An 18,420-nucleotide genomic window follows, 5' to 3' on the forward strand; every position below is an offset into this window, starting at 1 on the left:
TAGCGCCGACTTCTATTAAAACGTAAATATTTAGGAGGGAAATATAATAAAAACAGAGGATTAGCGTACTTTTTTGCGAAAAGTAGGATTGTAGTCTAGGGTTTATTATAGTTTACCTTAGGAGTGTGTAAACAATGAACCCTTACAGAATCAAACTCGTGCGGTTCGACGGTGGTGAGCGCTTTCCAGTGCTTTGCCTTCAGCAAGACGGCATGCCCGTGCACAGCGCTAACCTTTGGGTACTGACAGAGTTACGAACGGCGAATTTGTCGACGAGCACACTCCAACAGGCGCTTCGGTCGTTGATGGTGCTGTTCATTGTTTTTGATGAACTAAAGATAGATTTGTCCGCCCGTTTGCGCGACGGCCAGTTTTTAACGGTTGGAGACATAGAAGCTATCGTTGGGGCGTGTAAATTACCAATTACAGCGGGCGACAGAAAAAAAATTGGAAATGGAAAGTTTGTATCGCCATGGTCTACCAGTGGCTTTAGTACGCCAAAAATTCATCCTGGTACTATTGCTATACGGCTTTTATACATTGCCCGTTACCTTGACTGGATTGCGACCGACCACTTACTAAAAACAGGCGCAGGAAACCCACATTTTTCAGGGGTGGAAAAACTCCGTGAACTGGTTTCTACAGCCATAAAGGCTCGCATTCCTTCAGTGCAGCGCTTATCCAATGTTACGCCTCGTGAGGGCCTAACTGAACAAATGGTATCGCTACTGCAACAGGTGGTTGCTCCAGAGTTTGAGCATAATCCGTGGTCTCATGAATTTGTTCGACAGCGAAACTACTTAATGATTCGCTGGCTATTGTCCTTGGGAGTCAGGAGAGGTGAGTTGCTTGGTGTCAAAATCTCGGATATTAACTTTCAGACCAATGAAGTTTTAATTGCCAGGAGGGCAGACGATCCGGCGGATCCACGGTTGAGACAGCCGAATGCCAAAACAAGCGGTCGATTATTAGCGCTCGACGCAGAGTTGGTAGCGCTCACGCGAGCGTATGTAATGTCCATTCGTCGAAATGTTACAGGCTCGCGTAAGCATGAATATCTTTGGGTAGCCGGTGGCTCAGGAAAACCACTGAGTCTTGCGGCGCTAAATAAAGTATTTATCACTTTACGGCAACACTGTCCGGAACTACCAGAAAACATCTGCCCTCATCTCCTTCGCCATACCTGGAACGATATTTTTTCGGAAGCGATTGATAGAAGTGATGTGTCGCCGACCATGGAGCAAAAACTGCGGTCACGATTGATGGGGTGGTCCGAAACATCCGGAATGGCGATTGTGTATAACCAGCGTCATATCAAGAAAAAAGCCACCGCTGTGTCCTTGCAAATGCAAAAACAATTGCGTGTGGAGGCTCCTTCCGATGATTAAAAAACCAGGGGAAAACTACGTAATCGATGGAATTGATTTCTGTCCTTCACTTCCGTCGGTAATTCGTAGCAAAAGCGGTATCGCGTTTGATCCTAACCGGCCTGCTTGGTCGTACCGGGACGGTGTGTATTCGGTTTACATGGATTTTTCTGGGCTACATTTTTCTGCTGTGCTCATGGCTTCATTCCATCTTACGTTGATTTGGTTCGTTGAAAATAGGGCGCCAAGTACTGTGATGGGTCGCTTTGCGGCTTTAAAAGCATTTGCCTTGCGATTGCAAGAGGGGCGCGTTGAACCGTTGGAAACTATCTGCGGAAATGACGTATTGATACATTGCGATGCCAATGACTTTCAAACACGCGATCTCTTTGCGTTTTTACGCCGATGGCATGCCATGAGCTTGCCGGGTATTCAGGATGATGTGGTGTACGTCCTGGACAGGAAAAAGCTCCGGAAGCGAGAAACCGGAATCGCTGTATTGACGTGGGATCCCGAGTTGGGTCCATTTACTCCAATTGAGCAAGTGGGTATTCAAGATGCCCTGAATGAAGCTTACGGCGCAGGGCGTTTGAGTGAGGACATATACCTGCTGGCATGGTTGTTTATTGCGTTGGGTTCCCGCCCTGTTCAGTTGGCAGCCTTAAAGGTTTGTGATGTTGTGCGCTCGGTGGCTGCGGATGGAACAGAGTCTTTTCTTTTGCTTGTTCCGCGTGCGAAGCAACAAAACGCATTGCTCCGCCAGGAACTCAAGCCGCGAGCGCTGGTGAATCAAATTGGTCGACCGTTGTTTGATTATGCCCGACGCGTCAGTGAGCGCTTTATTGGAGCGTTTCCAGACCCCCAGCAGGCGCCCCTGTTTCCTTTACCCCGGCAGTCACAGTATTTGGCGGACGGGCCAGGATGGGCCAGATACCACCGTACCAGCGAGAATTTACGGAAATTGTTGGTGACCGCGTTGGACAAGCTATCCGTCCGCTCTGAGCGCACGGGGGAAATAGTTAGCATCTGTGCCTTGCGCTTTCGGCGTACGTTAGGGACGAATCTTGCGCGTGAAGGGCACGGGGTTTTGGTCATTGCGGACTTGCTTGATCATTCGCGAACTGACTCTGCGGCTGTCTATGTAGCTGCGACACCAGAGCTTGCGATGCGGATTGAAAAGGCGACTGCGCTGTACATGGCGCCTCTGGCTCAAGCTTTTAAAGGTCAACTGATAGCTCATGAGGACAATGCCGTTCGTGGAGCAGACCGCTCCAGCCGAATTATCGATTTGCGTATCGATCAAAGCGCACGGCCAATGGGGTCATGTGGCAGCTTCAGTTTCTGCGGATTATTTGCCCCCGTGGCCTGTTACACCTGTCAGTGTTTTCAACCTTGGTTGGACGGGCCGCATGAGGCGGTCCTGGATTTCTTGCTAGCGGATGCTAAACGCTATCCGGACGGTCGTATCGCGGCGATCAACGATCGAACGCTGCTCGCAGTGGCAGAAGTGGTCCAATTATGTCGCAGCAGAAAGGAGCAGGCTCATGGACGATAGGGTAATCCTGTTTAAGCCCCGAGCAGAGCAGGCGGCTGAGGACAATCTCAGGGACTTCGTTACCCTCGCCAGAGAGTCTCTGACGGCTTTTGGCAGTGAGTTGGTCTTTGAGGCGGACAGTTGGGATGTCACCAATTTTGTTCGATTGAAACGACGTAATTCTTGTTCAAGCATGCGATTTCATGGATTCCCCAGTGGACGAGGGCAAAAGGATTCCTGTTGCTTGCCTCAGCCTTACAAAGACTTTGCCAAAGCCTACTGCCGTTATGATTATTCGTTGTGCGCGTATACAACCGTCAGTTCACGATTGGCCGCGCTCCGCTCCCTCGCTGTAGCTCTGGAAGAAACGGAGAGTTGTGTCACACCTATTAAGGCAAGTCTGGGGCATTTTAATCGTGCGTGCGCGATACTAAACGAACGCTACCAAGCCTCTGCCGCATTTTTTGCCGGGGCAGAACTCAAACGCATTTCGCAGTTCCTGGTGGAGCATCAACTCTGTACGCTGCCTCTTCAATGGCAAAATCCACTTCGGGCACCAGCGAACTTTGTGCGCAGTGTTGGCCCAGAGTTTGATGCGTCGCGCCGGGCCCGTCTGCCCTCGTCAGCTTCGTTAGAAGCGATTGCCGAAATTTTCAGAACCGCCGAGAAGCCAGGCGATATTTTTACCTCCAGTGTCTGTGCGTTGCTTGCGTCGGCGCCGAGCCGCATTAATGAGGTGATGTCCATTTCAAACCAGTGTGAAGTCGAGGAGTTCGATCCAAAAGCAAATCAACAACTGTATGGATTGCGCTGGCGGCCTTCAAAGGGTGGTAAGGCACAAGTCAAATGGGTGGTGCAATCCATGGCCAGTGTTGCCCGCGAGGCGGTGAGTAAGCTCAGGACCATTTCCACGCCAGCGCGGGAAGTGGCACGGTGGTATGAGCAGCACCCTGATGCGATGTATTTGCCAACGGAGCTGGAGGCGTTACGGGGGCGGTCGTTAATTAGTTCAGAACAGGTGGGCGCGATTGTTTTTCTCGCCCCACCCCCCAATGGCAATCAAACCGCGCAAGGGGCGGGGTGGTGCAGAAAGCAGGGGATTTTTGAACATATTCCATATGACCCACAGCAGAGACATGCTCCGAGGTTTTTGTTCGCGGACGTTGAGCGAGTAATCCTTTCGATGCTGCCAGCTAACTTCCCGCTGGCAGATCAGAAGAACAACCTGAAGTACAGTGAAGCGCTTTGCTTGACACGGCTGAATGAGCTAACCGAGTTGTGGGGAACGTACCGTGGGGTAATCGTCTTGCCAGACACCGCTTATACTCAGAAGCAACTAGGTAGTACTCGAACTTTTCTCAATATTTTCGAACGGTTCGGTTATCGTGAGTTAGATGGCAGTCCAATGAGTATCACGACGCATCAATTTCGCCATTTTTTAAATACCGTGGCACAGATGGGCGGATTATCGCAACTCGACATCGCCAAATGGAGCGGTCGCGCCAAACTCGGACAAAACAAGTGCTATGACCATCAGTCCGATAGGGATGTGTTGGCGCTCGCGAGGTCCGCTTTGGGTGACCCGGAAAAGTCGGCAGGTCATGTGGCAGGTATCCCTCCAAGTAGTTTGATCTCGCGGGATCAGTTTGCGACGCTGAAGATCATGACCGCCCATACAACGGATTTGGGGTATTGCCTGCACGATTTTTCCATGTTGCCTTGCCAACTCCATCGAGATTGCCCCAATTGTGATGAGCATGTATGCATCAAAGGTGATGTGGTCCGAGAGCAGGCTATACGCCAGTATCGTCAGGAAACCCAGGCCCTCCTCGCAAAAGCGTTAGAAGCGCTGGGCGAGGAGGAGTTTGGTGCCAACCGTTGGGTCGAGCACCAGACACTGACCCTTAAACGACTGGATGAACTGTGTGCCATTTTTGAGGACTCTTCCGTTGCCGCAAATGCAATTATCCAGCCGCGTGGGATCGTCCCAGCGTCAAGGCTGGAACAGTTGCTGACCCACCATAAAATATTGAACAAGCGTAATTTGCCGGGACCAGACACTGAAGATCCAGATGTGCCATGCATAGAGGCTGAGGACCTGTAATGTCTCGTTCGAGAAATCTAACCCCAGATGCTATAGAGCAGATCGTGTCGATCCTGGATGGTTGGTCTGGAAAACTGACGTGGGACCTGCTGATCTTAAGCGTCGCTCGCCGTTTACGAGGAACCTACACGCGCCAGACTCTGCATAAACATGAGCGGATTCGGCGTGCGTTCATACTGCGTAAGCAAACACTCTCAACCACAGTAGGAGTGAAGAAGGCCAGCAGTCCTGAATTACAAGTTGCAAACGAGCGAATTGCTCGTTTGGAAGCGGAGAATCAACGTCTGCGGATGGAGAATGATCGATTGCTCGAGCAGTTTGTACGCTGGGCTTATAACGCTTACATTCGGGGCTTGGATGAACAGTTTCTTTCCCGCCCTCTGCCCATCATCAATCGACAGCAGACACCCTAGGGTCTGTTGCCGTTTCATCTCAAGCCATTGATCTATAAGAGCAAACTCGTATCGTTAAAGCTCTCACACGACAGATTCTCACTCAAACCCGCGCATTGAAGATTAGTTGGGCTTTTGAAAGCTGCCACTGCACGGCTGGGAGTACAGGCCCAGCCGTGAGGAAACGCTCGACAATGCCGGGCGTTTGTTCTTCAGGTCCGTACTCAGAAGCGGTAGTTGGTGCTCAGCTCCAGCGTCCGTGGTGCGCCGGGTGTGATCAGATCCACCGAGCCATGCGCCGAAGCGTAATAGTCCTTGTCGAAGACATTGCGCAGACGCAGGGCCATGTCCCATTTCGGCTGGTTGTAGAGCAACGCTGCGTCCACGGTGGTGTAGGCCGGCATGACCACTTGGTTATCCAAGGCGGTGTAACGGTCATCGACATAGTTCGCCCCCATGCCTACACGCCACTCCTGTGTCAAAGAACGTACCAACCACAAATTGGCACTGTGGCGCGGGGTCAAGGTCGGAGTCTGGCCTTCGTTGGCGATACCGTTGGTACGGCTGTTGGACTTGGTGATCTCGGCATCCAGATAGGCGTAACCGGCATATACCTGCCATTTTTCGCTCAACTGCCCACTGGCGGTCAGTTCGAGACCATCAGTACGCTGCTCTCCCGCAAGCACCAGTTTGGTCGGGTTCGCCGGATCGGTGGTTTTCATGTTGGTGCGTTCCAGCCGGAACAGCGCCGCCGTCAACGCCAGGCGATTGTCGAGCAGGTCCCATTTGCCGCCGATCTCGAAGTTGGTGGTTTCCTCCGGCTCAAGGTCCTGGTTCGTCGTGCTCAGAGCGAACATTTCGGCAGAGGGCTGGTAGGAACGGCTCACCGAGACGTAATAGGACTGCACATGATCAGGCTGGTAGACCAGACCGACTCGCGGACTCCAGGTAGTGTCGGTGCGGGAGAGTTCCTTGTTCGTCAGGTCATCGGCGTATTCCTGGTCAAACACGTCATAACGCACTCCCAGCAGAGCTTTCCACTGCGGCGCCAGTTCGATCAGGTCCTGCACGTAGAACCCGGCAGTGTCCTGAGTATTGGTGCCCTTGGCGGTTTGCCGGTTGGCCTGGAACGGCACGTCGACCAAAGCATCGCGGTACACCGGCACCCTTGCCACGTTGGGTTGGCTGAACACGGACTGGTCCTTCACCTGGCGCCCCAGCTCCACACCATAGAGCAGGTTATGGTTCATCCCGGCGAGCACGGCGCGCTGCTTGAGTTCGGTCTGGTTGAACCAACCGTCTTCCTTGCGCTGCACGTTGCCGCGGTTGAGTTTTACCAGCAATTCGCCGTTGGCGGCGGTAACGAAACGCGTTGGACTGGAGTCCGCGAGCGTATTGTTGCGATCCAGGTCGTAGTGGTAGTAGCGGCTGGTGTTGCTCAGGGTGAAGTCGTCATTGATGCTGTAATCGACGCCGGCCGTGAACGAGAACACTTCGCTGCGGGTGTAATCGTCATCTGGATCAGCGGAACCGAAACGCTTATCGCGGTCCACATCGACTGGACGGTCGCCTCGTGCTGGGATACCGAAGTCGATCAGGCGCTTGTCATACAGATAGGTAGCGCCCAGGTTCAGTTCCAGATCGTCGGAGAGCTTGAAGTAGGCCGAAGGCGCGATGGCCTTGCGGTCGATGTAGCCGTCATCCCGGAAGGTGTCGCTGTTCTCCAGCGCCCCTGTCACACGAAAGGCTTTATCGCCCTGTTGCTGATCGGCCCAACCGGCATCGAACTGAGTGCGCTTTTTGCCCTCGCTGTCGACACTGACACCGACCTCCTGCTTGGGCGTGAAGTTGGGCTTCTTGCTGATGCTGTTGATCAGACCGCCCGAAGAGCCTCGGCCATAGAGCACTGCGGCCGGCCCCTTGATCACTTCCACCCGCTCGACGTTGGACAGATCACGGAAGTACAGCGCATCGTCACGAATGCCGTCGACGTACATGTCGCCAATGGCGCTGAAACCACGGATGGTGACTTGATCGCGCTGGCCATCGCCATTGGACAGGCCGATACCGGGGACATTCTTCAGCACGTCTTCCATCGACTGAGCCCCCTGATCCTTGATAACGCTCTGGGGAATTACGTTGACGGTTTGCGGGATATCTCGTAGAGGGGCATCGATCTTCAGCGCGCTCCTGCTCTCGGTCGACATGTAGCTCTGCTCGCTGTACTCACTGTTCACAGCGGTTGCCGGTAGGGTTAGAGCAGACTCCGTTTCTGCCTGTAAATCAGGTACAACCAGAACGCCCAGCAACGACAGAGAGACTGGGTAAATGCGCGATCGAGCCACCATGAACACCTTTTGTATGAATTATCGCGCAGATGATAACGGTTATCTTTTGTAAGTAAATACATATCATTCTGATTCAAGCCATTGGCACGACTCGGAACGACCGTCTCAACTTAATAGGTGGCCGACAGGAGCGCTCCCTCCAACTTGCTTGGTTGAAGGACTGCAATCATCCCATCTGGACGAGCCCTCTGAAAGACAGGACACCGTTTCCCCCCCCCTTAACATAAGGGATAGGCAAACTGTAGTGGTCCGAAGAGTTTGAAGGACACATCGGACAAGCAGCCACAGATACGGGAAGGGCAGCACAGAGGCTGACAATAGCGTGGAATCAGCCCTCGATAAAAACCTTCAACGGCGGTTCGTGCATCAGGAAGTTCTGGTGCGAGATGTTCCAGGCATAGGCGCCCGCGAGAGTGAATACTAGCAGGTCACCAATCGTTAGCTGCGCCACTGGTTGTTGTCTGGCAAGGACGTCTTTTGGTGTACACAACTGGCCCACCAGCGTCACGGACTGATCACTGATTTGTGCCGGCTGCGAGCCTCGTAGTACCGTGAACGGATGATTGTGGCCTTGAGCCGCAGGCGTGCGAAAGTGATGGGTACCGCCACGTCCGATGGCAAAAAACTCGCCGTGACTGCTTTTGATGTCCAGCACCTGCATGACGTAGTAACCACAGGCAGCGCTGATGAAGCGGCCGATCTCGAAACGTATGCGGGTCGCGCCCATGTCGTATTCATTGATCAACCCCTGCAGGCCCTGACAAAACCGTGGCCAGTCGAATGACCTGGCCGCGTCCTGATAGTTGATGCCCATCCCTCCGCCGACATTCAGTAGCGGCAGTTGCAGGTCGTGGTCGGCGCACAGCTGGCGGAAGGTCAGGAAGTAGCTGCGAATCAATTCAAGGTGCGCGTCGACATCCAGCTGGTGCGACAACAGATGAAAATGCAGTCCCTTGAGCTCTAGGGACGGCTCTTCGCGCAGCAATTGCAGGGCGCTTGCAAGGCCTTCTTCATCCAGACCGAACGGCGTGGGTTTGCCACCCATGACCAATCGGCTCTGCGGTGTCTGGGCCAGCTTCAGATTCAGCCGCAGCATCACCGGAGCCCGCACACCGCGTTCGCGGGCGATGCGCGCCAGACTGCGCAGTTCGGTCACGCTCTCCACGTGAAACGCCGAAATCCGGTACTGCAGGGCGATATCCAGTTCGCGATCGAGTTTGCCAGGGCCACCAAAGATCAGCGGCTGGTCGGGGCACTGTTCATGCAGCCACGTCAGCTCGCCGCCGGAGGCCGCCTCGAATCCGTCTACCCACGGCGCCAGGGTTTTCAGCACCAGGGCTTCCGGGTTGGCCTTGGCGGCGTAGAACAATTCGCAGTTTTCGGGCAGTACCTGACGCATTGCCTTTACGTGCCGTTCAAGGGCAGGCAGGTCGTAGACGTAGGCGCACAATGGCGCGTCGTGTTCAGTCTTGAGCTGCTCGATGCGTTGGGTGACGGAGGCAGGAAGGCTCATGCGTGTTTCCTCTTTTCAGTCATCGTCAGCGGGCTGGGCAGTAACGTGTAATCGGCCTCGCGGTCGGCGCGCATCATCAGGCGCGTCATGAAATTTTCCTTGCTTGGGAAGGGCGCGCCGGCGCACAACTCACGCAGTTCTGTCGGATGGCCCAGACGCGTGGATTGCGCGTGCAGCAGGTCGCCGATTCGGTCCCACAATTGTTGTTCCAGCATGCCGCTGCCGTTGGCCAGATGGAAGATCGCTTCGCCGAGATTGTTCACCAGTGCGCAGTAGCCCACTCGTTGCCAGGCCTTTTGCGCGCTGTAGTACACCGAGCTGCGGGTGCGTTCATCCAGCGCACTCAGGCGTTCAGCGGGCCAGATTTCAGGGACCAGCTTGGTACCTTCCAGATCGCGAATCCAGACCTGACTGGGCAGGCCGTTTTCAGCGAAGCCGATGACCGTGTTCTGCAAATGCGGCTCCAGCGCCACGCCCTGACGGAATAGGCAATACAGCACACCGCCGAGCATCTGACCGGCATAGGCATCGAGCCAGTTCAACGTGGCTTGCTCAATGGTCAAGCCGGTGTTGTCGGCGTAGCGCTGTACCTGTGGGCGGCAGACACTGCGACCTTGTTGATCCCAGGTAAACAGCGCCATTGCCACTTGCGGCTGATAACGCTCGCGTTCGGCGACGGAAAGGTTTTCCCGGTAAACGATACCGAAACATTCGGTGACTTCGCGGGCCTCCTCCAGCGTACCCAGGGCGCTGAGGTCCAGGCTGGTGGCGCAGGGTTCGGGCATCAACATGAAGCCCGGTTGTTGCGTCGCCAACTCGCTCATGATGGGGCCGAGCAGGTGAGTGAGGGCGACGGCGCTGTCGAGTTCATACCAAGCGTTCTTGCGCACGCAGTTGGTCAGGCGCACGTGCATCGAGAACTTCATGAAGTAGGCCATCTGCGGATGGTAGAGCGTGCGCACAGACGACGTCGGGTACATGGCCTGACCCAGGGGGCCGAGGTAGGTGATCAAACCCTGTTGTTGCGCCCGTTGCACCAGCGGGTCAGCAAGCACGCGGGCGACTTCCCAAGGGTGGCACGGATAGGCGCCCTCACGCCCCGACAGTTGGCGTAGCGTGCTGCGCGGATCCTCGCCCTGATGACGAATCAGCGTCGGATCAACCTTGAACCAGTGCAACTGAAAGCGCGCCCCAACTTCCGGCGAGCAGGTCAGCAAATCGTCATGGGAGATGCCCTCGCGACTTTTCGGTGTCGGATGCAGGGCATGGCCCCACAGCTGATGTTGCTCGGACGCCAGCAGGCTGTCGGCTGCTTGGTTGGCCGGGCGTGAATGCCGCAGAAAGGTACGGGTGATCTGCAGGCTGTTACCGATCTGTTGCAGCATCTCGCCGACGCGGTCGGCTCCACTCAGCGGGGTACAGAGCAGGCGCGCCAGTTCGTGGGCGTCCAACGGTCGCCAGCTCTGGTTATTGCCTTTGAAGTAGGGGGCGCTGATGTAGTGGCAGCGGCCCAGAAGACTGGCGCGGTCGATGCGTACGATCAACCGGCCACTGGGCAGGCGAATGCTGATGCAACGACTGTTGGCTTGGCGCAGGCTCATCGGCAAATCCTGTGCTTGATCGTTCAGGTTCACTTCGTTGCGGGGCAATGCGTATTCGCGCAAATAGCAATTGAGCAGGCACTCGATGGCATGTCGTTGGGCTTCGCCATCGAGGGCATGGTCATGCTGGGATACGGTGTTCAGCGATGCGGTATTCAGAGCGAAAGTCATGCCGGAATCTCCCGGGAAGTCATCAATAGAGGGCGGGCGAGCACCATGGCCGCTATGGCCGCCAGGCACGCAACGAGAAAGGGGGACGCGATGCCGCAGGTCTGACTGACCAGAGCGGCAGTGACCCCGGCAGCAGTGCCGGCCCATTTGCCACTGGAGTCGAACCAGCCAAACAGGCGGCCGGCGCTGCCTTGGCGGCTGCGCTGGCTCAGACAGCGGTGCAGCCCGACAAAACTCAGCAACATGCCGGCCCCGCTGAGTAGACGCAGAGCGAACAGCGGCTCGGCCTGCACGCTCCAGAATTGCAACGCGTTACTGATTGCCAGCAGCGCCAGCCCCGGCAACAGCAGGTTGCCCTGATGCTTCTGAGCCCAGGGTAGGGCCAGCAGGTAAACCAGATGCGGCAGGCTGTAGAGCACGCCGATCAAGGCATCGTTGCCAATTTTCAGTTGTTCGCCGAAGGGCACGAAATAGGGAAAGGTGACGACCATCGCGAAGCTGAACAGAAACTGCACCGCCATCAGCCGCGGCATGTCTTCAGGCAGTTCGCCCAAGGCCACGGCTTTCTTGCTGCTCAAGGCATGTTTGGGGGCGTCCTTGGGCAGCGGCAGGACGAGCACAAACGCCAGCAGCGGTAACCAGGCCAGATAGCGATACAGGCTTAATCCCAAACCCTGTGAGGTCAGCAGCCCCAACAGGATTGGGCCACTGATCATCGCCAGACGTGCTGAATACTGCGTCCAGTTCAGGGCGCGGGACAGATCGCCTTCCTTGAACTGAGTCGACAGGTAGGCGTTGGACGCCGCCATCGCGCCGCCGAAGGTGCCCTGGATGATCAATGCCAGGACGAACACCGGCAGATTGGGGCTGAAGCCTGCCAGCAGGAAGCCCGCGAACAGTCCGGCATGCGCACGCAGCAACGACAAGCGACAACCGTTGCGATCGGCCCAGCGTCCCCAGATCGGCGCCGCCAGTGCGGTGCAGAGTGTCGGCAGTACGAACAGCACCCCGATGGCCCAGCCTGGTGTGTCAGGTGCGAGGTCGGCGAGGATGCGCGGCAAGTACAACGGAATACCCAGCGCCGTGAAAGCCGACAGGTAATGCCCCAGCAGAACGCTGGTGATCAGACTCCGTTGCATGGAGCATCCTCCAGCAGGAAGTTCGCCGCGCTGTAGCCATAGAACTTGTTGATGTCGCTGGCACCGGAATGCGCCTTGCTGAACAGGCTGCCGGCGCTGAGCAGGTATTTCACCGGCAGTTTCGGGCTGTCGAGCAGCCATTGACGCGCGTCGTCACAGTCGATGCCTTCTGCTTCGAGATGTTGCAGACAGGTCATGAGACGCTGACGCAGCGTGCCGTACAGACCGGATCGAGAGGCCAGGCCTGCGGTCGCTATCGCTTCCAGGATCGCAACAATATTCAGCTGCAAGGTGATGGTGCAGAACATCTCGGCCAACGGTTGGCTGCTGTCGACGCGAATGCGCTCGTCCTGCAAGACTGCCGGCAGATCAGCGAGATCCGGGCGCGCATGGGTGAAGCGCTGAGGCCACAGGCGAGCGGCGTCGTTGTCCTTCATCAGCAGGCGCAATGGCTGACCTTGTTCGAACATCAAGACGGCGTTCTGCTGGTTGGCCTCCAGCGCGATGCCGTAATGCAGCCACAACCGCAGATGGACCTGCAGCAGCAGATCGAGATAATCGTCCAGCCAGTGTTGCAACGAACCTGCGTAGAAGCGCTCGGCCAACTGTTCGAGGAAAAGGCGTCCATCGGCAAGCGGACTGGCCAACGCGGCGACAGGTACGAGTGTGGTGTTCTCAAGACCCGTCGGGTAACGGCGCACGATATAGGCTAGGTGACGACTTTCGTCGGCATGACCACCGTGTTTTTCGTCAACGTGCAGATAACGTGACGCCAGTGCCGGATCGCGCTCGGTCAAGGCCTGCAGGGTGGTCTGGAACCAGTGACCGTCGTATAGGGTGCTGGGCTTGATCAGGCGCAAATTGCGCGCACCGAGCGTGCTGACTAACAACGGTAGTTTGATGTGCCACTGAGGTTGATTGATGCAGACCACCGTGCGCACGGACAGCGTAGGTTCGACCTGCATGGCCGAACGTGGAGCCTTGAGCGTTCCTTCAGGCAGGCCGTATTGCTCCAGTTCGCCCCATGTCAGCGGGTGTACTGGCAGTAATGAATGGCTGTTTTGCAAGGTCGGTGACAAGCCGACGTCCTCGAAGTCCGGCCAGTGCAGCGGCTGTGGGCTGGTCAGGGTCAGGGCGTTGTTGGGAATCGCCAGCCAGTTGAGTTCGAAGCGCGGCGCAAACTCCGGCGCGTAGCCTTTGAGCGCGGCGGCATCGAAGCCGCTTTTGGCCCGCGCCGTTGGATAAAACGGGTGATCCAGGTAGCTCGCCAGTTGATCGATCTTCAGCAGCCTCTGCGACCAGTCTTTCAGGGCAGTCACGTCGCTCAGCGCAGGGCCATGCTGGCGATACGCCTGATTGCACAGGGTCCGGTGTTCGGTCGCGCAATCCGCTTCTTTCAGGTACGCCGCGAACAGCGTCAGACTTTCTTCGTCCAGACCGTGGCTCAGGTGGCCCAGCCAGAGCCCGTAGCCGTGTTGAACCTCGCCGTGGCTTTGCGGCGACACTTTGATCCAGGCGTCGCCTGTACCGATCCAGTCCTGCAACGGATACGCCTTGACCACCGGCAGCCATAGTTCGTCGGCGCCCAGATGGGCGATTCGCAGCCAGCTTGCGTCGGGCTGATGCTGCAAGTGTTGACTCAGTTCTTCCGGCAGCCGACAAATCTGTCCTGTGCTGACGATCCCTCGGATGTCCTCGCGCAGGCAGCAATCGATGATGCGTCGAGTAATGAACGCCTGATCCGCGGCGTCCGGATACAGGCTCATGCCATCACCCATTTCAGGTCGTTCAGAGTCGAATTCAGTTGCGCTTCGAGGCTCACCTCATCCGGCGCGATCAGTCTCAGTACGCCGACGTAGTCCTTGTTGGAATGGCTGATGGTCACGGTGTCGCCGGTGTTGTGAAGTGCGCGGTAATCGCACCAATGGCCCTCACGTTCGACGTTGAAGCTGGCGCTGGCCTGATCCAGACGCCCCGAGCGGTCGACCACAAGGTAATGAACGGTTGCTTCGGCTTGCGCCGGTTGCGCGTCGATCAGGCTGTCTCCCAAATACAAAGCGACGATGCGGTCGAACCAACCCTGTGGCAGCAGCCGATCAAGCAGGAACTCGCGACCATCGCCGATGCTGCGATAGTTGATCTCAACCAGTACCGGGCCTTGGGCGGTCAGAATGAACTCGCTGTGGCAAACCCCGAAATTGACCCCGAACGCGGCCACTTGAGCCAGCGCGCCGGCGCGCTGCGCGCGGCTGAGTTGTCCATTCCAGCGTGCGGCGAGTTCTACGAAATGCGGCGGTGCTGAAAGGGTGACGTCGAAGCCACCGATGGCTTGCAGGTTGCGCCCGTCGCCCAGTGTCTCGAGGGTGAATAAAGGACCTTCCATGTACGCCTCCAGCAACAACGCCCGGTCCGGTTGCTGCTGCCAGAACTGTTTGCAGTAAACGGCCAGATCGGCGGCGTTGTGACACAGTCTGACGTCCAGGCTGGCGACGCCTTCACGAGGCTTGGCGACCACCGGCCATGGCGCATCGGTCGGCAGTTTGGAATTCGATGTAATCACCTGGAACCATGGGCCGGGCAAGCCGAGACGTTGCATGCGCTCGCGCATGGCCGCCTTGTTCTTTGCCGCATAGCACAGTCGCCAGTCCTTGCCGGGGCATTCGAATATCTCGGCCACCATTGCTGTCGCGGTCTGCAGGTGATCGCTGTTGGAGAACACTGCGGCGGGGCGCAAACCCTGGCTGTTGAGTGTCTCGACGACCGCTAGCGGATTGAACACATCACATTCGATAACGTGCAGCTCATCCGGCGAAATGTGCGAGGTGGCGAGCAGGCGCCGGTGTTCCTGAGCGTGGTCGGTGATCACCACGATCGGCAACCCGCGTTTGTGCGCGGCAGGCAGGAAACCCTCAAGAATGGCAGGGTGGGCGACGTGGGCAAGAATGACGAATGGGCGTTGCATGGCAGTTTCCTGGGGGCAGCAGTTGCCCGTCCCGGAGGATCGGGCACTGGTTTACAAGTGCGCAAGTGCGCGGTTTAGAAGCGGTAGTTGACGCCTAGGGTGAGCGAGCGCTCTGGCGCGGGTTGACGACCCCACGGGCTGGTGTCGATACCGCGGAAGTAGTATTCGCGGTTGAACAGGTTGCTGATGCCCGCGGACGCGGTCAGGACGCTTTTGTCTGCCAGCTCGAACTCACGCTCAATGGCGGTGTTCCAGACCCAGTAAGCTGGCAGTTTGCCCACACTGGCTGTGGCATCTTCATCGCTGGAGTTGGCGGCATCGGTGTAAGCGCTGCTGACATACAGGCCGTCAAGGTTGTAGGTCCAGTGCTCGGCAAAACGGTAACGACCGTCAACCGTGAACTGATTGCGCGAGGAGTACGGCACTTCGTTGCCCTTGAATGTGCCGTTGCGTTGCTTGGCATCGAGGTACGCATAGCTGGCGTGCAGGTCCAGATCAGGTAGAGCTTGCGGCGTCCAGAAAATCTCGCTCTCGAAACCTTGGTGACGTGTGCTGCCAAGGTTATTGAAGCGGTCAGTCGTGGCGTTGTAGCTGATTTGGTCGTCGAAATCGATGCGGTACAAGTTGAAGTCGACGCGCATGCCGTCCCATGGCGTATAGCGCACGCCGGTGTCGTAGTTCCACGCCAGTTCGGCGCCGACATCGCCTTCCTTGACGATCTGCGTGACTTGCGGTGGACGCAGGGACTTCTGGGCGTTGGCGTAGACAAACCAGGCGTCGGTCGCCTGGTAACCCACCGTCAGGCCCGGCAGCCATTCTTCGGATTTGTTCTCGCGCGAGAACCCGGTGATGCCGTCTGCGTAATCCATGCGGGCGTTTTCGTAGCGCACGCCGGGGGTGATGGTCAGGCGATGATCGAGCAGACTGATGGCGTTGCTGAGGTAGAACGCGCGGGCGTCGTCATCGAACTTCCAGTCCCGGAACGGCGTCGTCACGCCGGTAGCGACGCGCTGGCGGTTGACCTTGTAGTCGATGTCTTCGCTGACATAACGGGCGCCCAGCAACCAGGTCTGGCCAACCGTGTCGCCATCGATGGTGGCACTGATGCGCGGCTCCGTGCCCCAGACTTTAAAGTCGCGTGGGCCGTCCTGTTTGGTCACCGCCGTACCGTCCGGAGTGAACGGCAGGCCGACTACGAAGTTGCGGTAGCTGTCGTGGGCGAAGTTGGTCCAGCTGTATTCTACTGAGTCGAACGGCCCCATGGCGCCCAGGCGCTGGGTGTAGGTGCCCCACACGCGATTGGTGTCGCCCTCGAAGCGGTCCAGCGGACGCGTCGATTGCCGTGGATCATCCTTGTAATCCTGCACGCTGAGTGCTCCGGCCAGGTCCATATCGGCCTTGTAGTGCTGGATACCGAAGCTCAGATCGCGATCGTCGTCGATGTTCCACTGGCCGCGCAGACGGTAGTTCTGCACATCGGTCTCGGAGTGCTCGCGCCCGTATTCGCCACCCAGGGTATTGAGGTCCAGTTGCAGGCCGAAGTTGTCGGTCAGGTAGCCGCCGGTGCCCACATAGTTGTCCCACAACTGGCGCCCGCCAGCATTGAACGTCAACTTCTCCTGCAGAGTGGTTTCCCACTCGCGCGGAATCGGCTTGCTGATGAAGTTGATCACCCCGCCAACGTTGTTCGGACCGTATTGCACCGCTGCGCCCCCACGCACGACATCAATACGGTCTACAGTGGCCATGGTCACTGGAAACAGCGACAGACCCGTCTGGCCGTACGGCGCCAGTGCTAGTGGAATGCCATCCGACAACGCTTGAATCCGGCCGCTACGACTCTCGTACAGCCCGCGTACCGATATCTGTGGCAAGGCGCCGGTGCCGGTTTCGTCAAAGATCTTGATGCCCGGTACCCGTTGCAGCGCGTCGTCCACACCGCGGACGCTGGCTTTTTTCAGTTCGCTGGAGTCGACAACGCTGCGACTGCCGGCATAGGTACGCACCTCCTGATCGCTGGCCGTCCCGAGAACGTCACCCTGAATCATCATGGGTGCCAGTTCCATGTTACTGGCAGGTCTGGTGGACAAATCGACGGGTTGATCGGCGGCCACGGCACCGTGACAGATGCCCAAAGTGATAAGACTGAGTGAAAAATGTAGGGAGTTTGTTGTTGTTTTCATGTGGACTACGTTGGCTTATTTTTACTGTTGGAGAGAATGCAGGCGGGCTTTCAATGCGTTATGCAGCAAGCCTCGGTCTTCACCGGCCAGAAAACTTCGGATCCCGCGAGCGCGCCACAGCGTGTTCTGTTCGGCCGTGCGGGGATTTGCGCAGAAAGGTATTGCGGCGCTGAGGCAGGCATCGGCCATGTTTTGCAGCGTTTGCCAGACTTGAGGATTGAGCGGGTCGGGGCCCAGATCGAGATCGAGCGACAGATCCAGAGCGCCTTCCATGATCATGCCGACCCCCGGCAGTTGCAGAATCTCGCCGAGAGCGTCGACCCCGGCGCGGCTTTCGATCATGGGAATAATAGGGGTCTGACGATTGGCCAGATCGATGTATTCGGGTAATGGCAGGCGACCGAAACCGGTAATGCGTCCGCCGGTTATTCCGCGTTTCCCCAAGGGGGGAAAGAACGCCGCTTCGATGGCGCGCTGAACTTGCGCAGCACTTTCGGTGCGTGAAAGGACAATGGCTTCGATGCCGGCATCCAGTGCCCGACCGATCAGTTTTTCGTCCACTTGAGGTATGCGCAGCCAAGGCGAAATGCCAGCGGCCTCACACGCGCGGACACAATGCATGATGTCTTCTTCGGAGCGCAGTAAGTGCTCAAGATCGAGAATCACGAAGTCGTAGCCCGCAAACGCGAGCATTTCGCAGAGCATCGGTGAAGGTAGAGAATTGAGCAAGCCGTAGACGTTGTTCCCTGCTTGTAACCGGGAAAACACCGCAGAGGTTCGTATCACTGACGCATATCCTTCAGGGTGGATGCGCGCTAATAATAATCATTCACAATCATAAGTAAACATTTTTAGTCGCCGATTCGTGATATTCGTGATGGTCCTCATAAAAATCCCGTTCTTGGTGTAATGCTGTTCACTGATTCACCCCGGATTCCCGCCACGATTCACCCGATGGCATATGAGGGGGCTGGGGCGATTTCTGAGTTTTGTAAACACCTCGTCGAATCTCGGGTATTAATTTCCACTTTTTAGAAACCTTGACTCTCCAAGGGCCTTATTTTCGCGGTCTAACAAGATTTGTTTACATAATTTGGTCGGCATAA

General features: G+C 56.8%; 12 protein-coding genes. 4 read left to right on the forward strand and 8 right to left on the reverse strand.

Annotation, left to right across the window (positions count from 1 at the left end; translation table 11 throughout):
* The first annotated feature begins 134 nt into the window (after positions 1 to 134).
* The 4 genes from FIV39_RS32660 to FIV39_RS32675 are packed head-to-tail and all read left to right on the forward strand — an operon-like array spanning position 135 to position 5,418.
* Entirely contained in the window at positions 135 to 1,388 is a 1,254-nt protein-coding gene (locus FIV39_RS32660) for a tyrosine-type recombinase/integrase (RefSeq protein ID WP_050593414.1), read from the forward strand.
* Positions 1,381 to 2,922 (forward strand): site-specific integrase, encoded by a 1,542-nt coding sequence (locus FIV39_RS32665; RefSeq protein WP_146371710.1) that lies wholly within the window; start codon positions 1,381 to 1,383, stop codon positions 2,920 to 2,922. Before FIV39_RS32660 ends, FIV39_RS32665 begins: the two co-directional genes overlap by 8 nt.
* Entirely contained in the window at positions 2,912 to 5,005 is a 2,094-nt protein-coding gene (locus FIV39_RS32670) for a hypothetical protein (RefSeq protein WP_050593416.1), read from the forward strand. Before FIV39_RS32665 ends, FIV39_RS32670 begins: the two co-directional genes overlap by 11 nt.
* Positions 5,005 to 5,418 carry a hypothetical protein gene (locus tag FIV39_RS32675; RefSeq protein ID WP_082422834.1) on the forward strand — a complete coding sequence of 138 codons (414 nt, stop codon included), beginning with the start codon at positions 5,005 to 5,007 and terminating at the stop codon, positions 5,416 to 5,418. Before FIV39_RS32670 ends, FIV39_RS32675 begins: the two co-directional genes overlap by 1 nt.
* Before the next feature lie 203 nt (positions 5,419 to 5,621).
* Here FIV39_RS32675 and FIV39_RS32680 read toward each other — a convergent pair whose 3' ends face one another.
* From FIV39_RS32680 to FIV39_RS32715, 8 genes are all read right to left on the reverse strand, one after another.
* Positions 5,622 to 7,745: a TonB-dependent receptor gene (locus tag FIV39_RS32680; RefSeq protein WP_032861799.1), complete on the reverse strand. Its 2,124-nt coding sequence runs from the start codon at positions 7,743 to 7,745 to the stop codon at positions 5,622 to 5,624.
* Between the two features lie 328 nt (positions 7,746 to 8,073).
* Positions 8,074 to 9,258 carry a type III PLP-dependent enzyme gene (locus tag FIV39_RS32685; protein ID WP_032861800.1) on the reverse strand — a complete coding sequence of 395 codons (1,185 nt, stop codon included), beginning with the start codon at positions 9,256 to 9,258 and terminating at the stop codon, positions 8,074 to 8,076.
* Complete coding sequence (locus FIV39_RS32690) at positions 9,255 to 11,030, reverse strand: IucA/IucC family protein (RefSeq protein WP_050593417.1); 1,776 nt, start codon at positions 11,028 to 11,030, stop codon at positions 9,255 to 9,257. Before FIV39_RS32690 ends, FIV39_RS32685 begins: the two co-directional genes overlap by 4 nt.
* Entirely contained in the window at positions 11,027 to 12,169 is a 1,143-nt protein-coding gene (locus FIV39_RS32695) for an MFS transporter (protein ID WP_032861801.1), read from the reverse strand. The genes FIV39_RS32690 and FIV39_RS32695 overlap by 4 nt, the downstream gene beginning before the upstream one ends.
* On the reverse strand, positions 12,154 to 13,935 hold the full coding sequence (locus FIV39_RS32700; protein ID WP_146371712.1) for an IucA/IucC family protein: 1,782 nt from the start codon (positions 13,933 to 13,935) through the stop codon (positions 12,154 to 12,156). Before FIV39_RS32700 ends, FIV39_RS32695 begins: the two co-directional genes overlap by 16 nt.
* Positions 13,932 to 15,131 (reverse strand): ATP-grasp domain-containing protein, encoded by a 1,200-nt coding sequence (locus FIV39_RS32705; protein WP_032861802.1) that lies wholly within the window; start codon positions 15,129 to 15,131, stop codon positions 13,932 to 13,934. The genes FIV39_RS32700 and FIV39_RS32705 overlap by 4 nt, the downstream gene beginning before the upstream one ends.
* Positions 15,132 to 15,205: 74 nt before the next feature.
* A complete protein-coding gene (locus tag FIV39_RS32710; protein WP_032861803.1) occupies positions 15,206 to 17,314 on the reverse strand; it encodes a TonB-dependent receptor family protein in 2,109 nt (702 codons plus the stop codon).
* A gap of 21 nt (positions 17,315 to 17,335) precedes the next feature.
* Entirely contained in the window at positions 17,336 to 18,100 is a 765-nt protein-coding gene (locus FIV39_RS32715; protein WP_167361080.1) for an HpcH/HpaI aldolase family protein, read from the reverse strand.
* Positions 18,101 to 18,420 lie beyond the last annotated feature (320 nt).

The sequence above is a fragment of the Pseudomonas grimontii genome (assembly GCF_007858185.1).
Taxonomy (GTDB): Bacteria; Pseudomonadota; Gammaproteobacteria; order Pseudomonadales; family Pseudomonadaceae; genus Aquipseudomonas; species Aquipseudomonas grimontii.

Bases quoted from the DNA above. Each gene is read 5' to 3' on its own strand.
- FIV39_RS32660 (WP_050593414.1), top strand. From the start codon at position 135: ATGAACCCTTACAGAATCAAACTCGTGCGGTTCGACGGTGGTGAGCGC.
- FIV39_RS32700 (WP_146371712.1), bottom strand. From the start codon at position 13,935: ATGAGCCTGTATCCGGACGCCGCGGATCAGGCGTTCATTACTCGACGC.
- FIV39_RS32685 (WP_032861800.1), bottom strand. From the start codon at position 9,258: ATGAGCCTTCCTGCCTCCGTCACCCAACGCATCGAGCAGCTCAAGACT.
- FIV39_RS32690 (WP_050593417.1), bottom strand. From the start codon at position 11,030: ATGACTTTCGCTCTGAATACCGCATCGCTGAACACCGTATCCCAGCAT.
- FIV39_RS32675 (WP_082422834.1), top strand. From the start codon at position 5,005: ATGTCTCGTTCGAGAAATCTAACCCCAGATGCTATAGAGCAGATCGTG.
- FIV39_RS32670 (WP_050593416.1), top strand. From the start codon at position 2,912: ATGGACGATAGGGTAATCCTGTTTAAGCCCCGAGCAGAGCAGGCGGCT.
- FIV39_RS32665 (WP_146371710.1), top strand. From the start codon at position 1,381: ATGATTAAAAAACCAGGGGAAAACTACGTAATCGATGGAATTGATTTC.
- FIV39_RS32710 (WP_032861803.1), bottom strand. From the start codon at position 17,314: ATGAAAACAACAACAAACTCCCTACATTTTTCACTCAGTCTTATCACT.
- FIV39_RS32705 (WP_032861802.1), bottom strand. From the start codon at position 15,131: ATGCAACGCCCATTCGTCATTCTTGCCCACGTCGCCCACCCTGCCATT.
- FIV39_RS32680 (WP_032861799.1), bottom strand. From the start codon at position 7,745: ATGGTGGCTCGATCGCGCATTTACCCAGTCTCTCTGTCGTTGCTGGGC.
- FIV39_RS32695 (WP_032861801.1), bottom strand. From the start codon at position 12,169: ATGCAACGGAGTCTGATCACCAGCGTTCTGCTGGGGCATTACCTGTCG.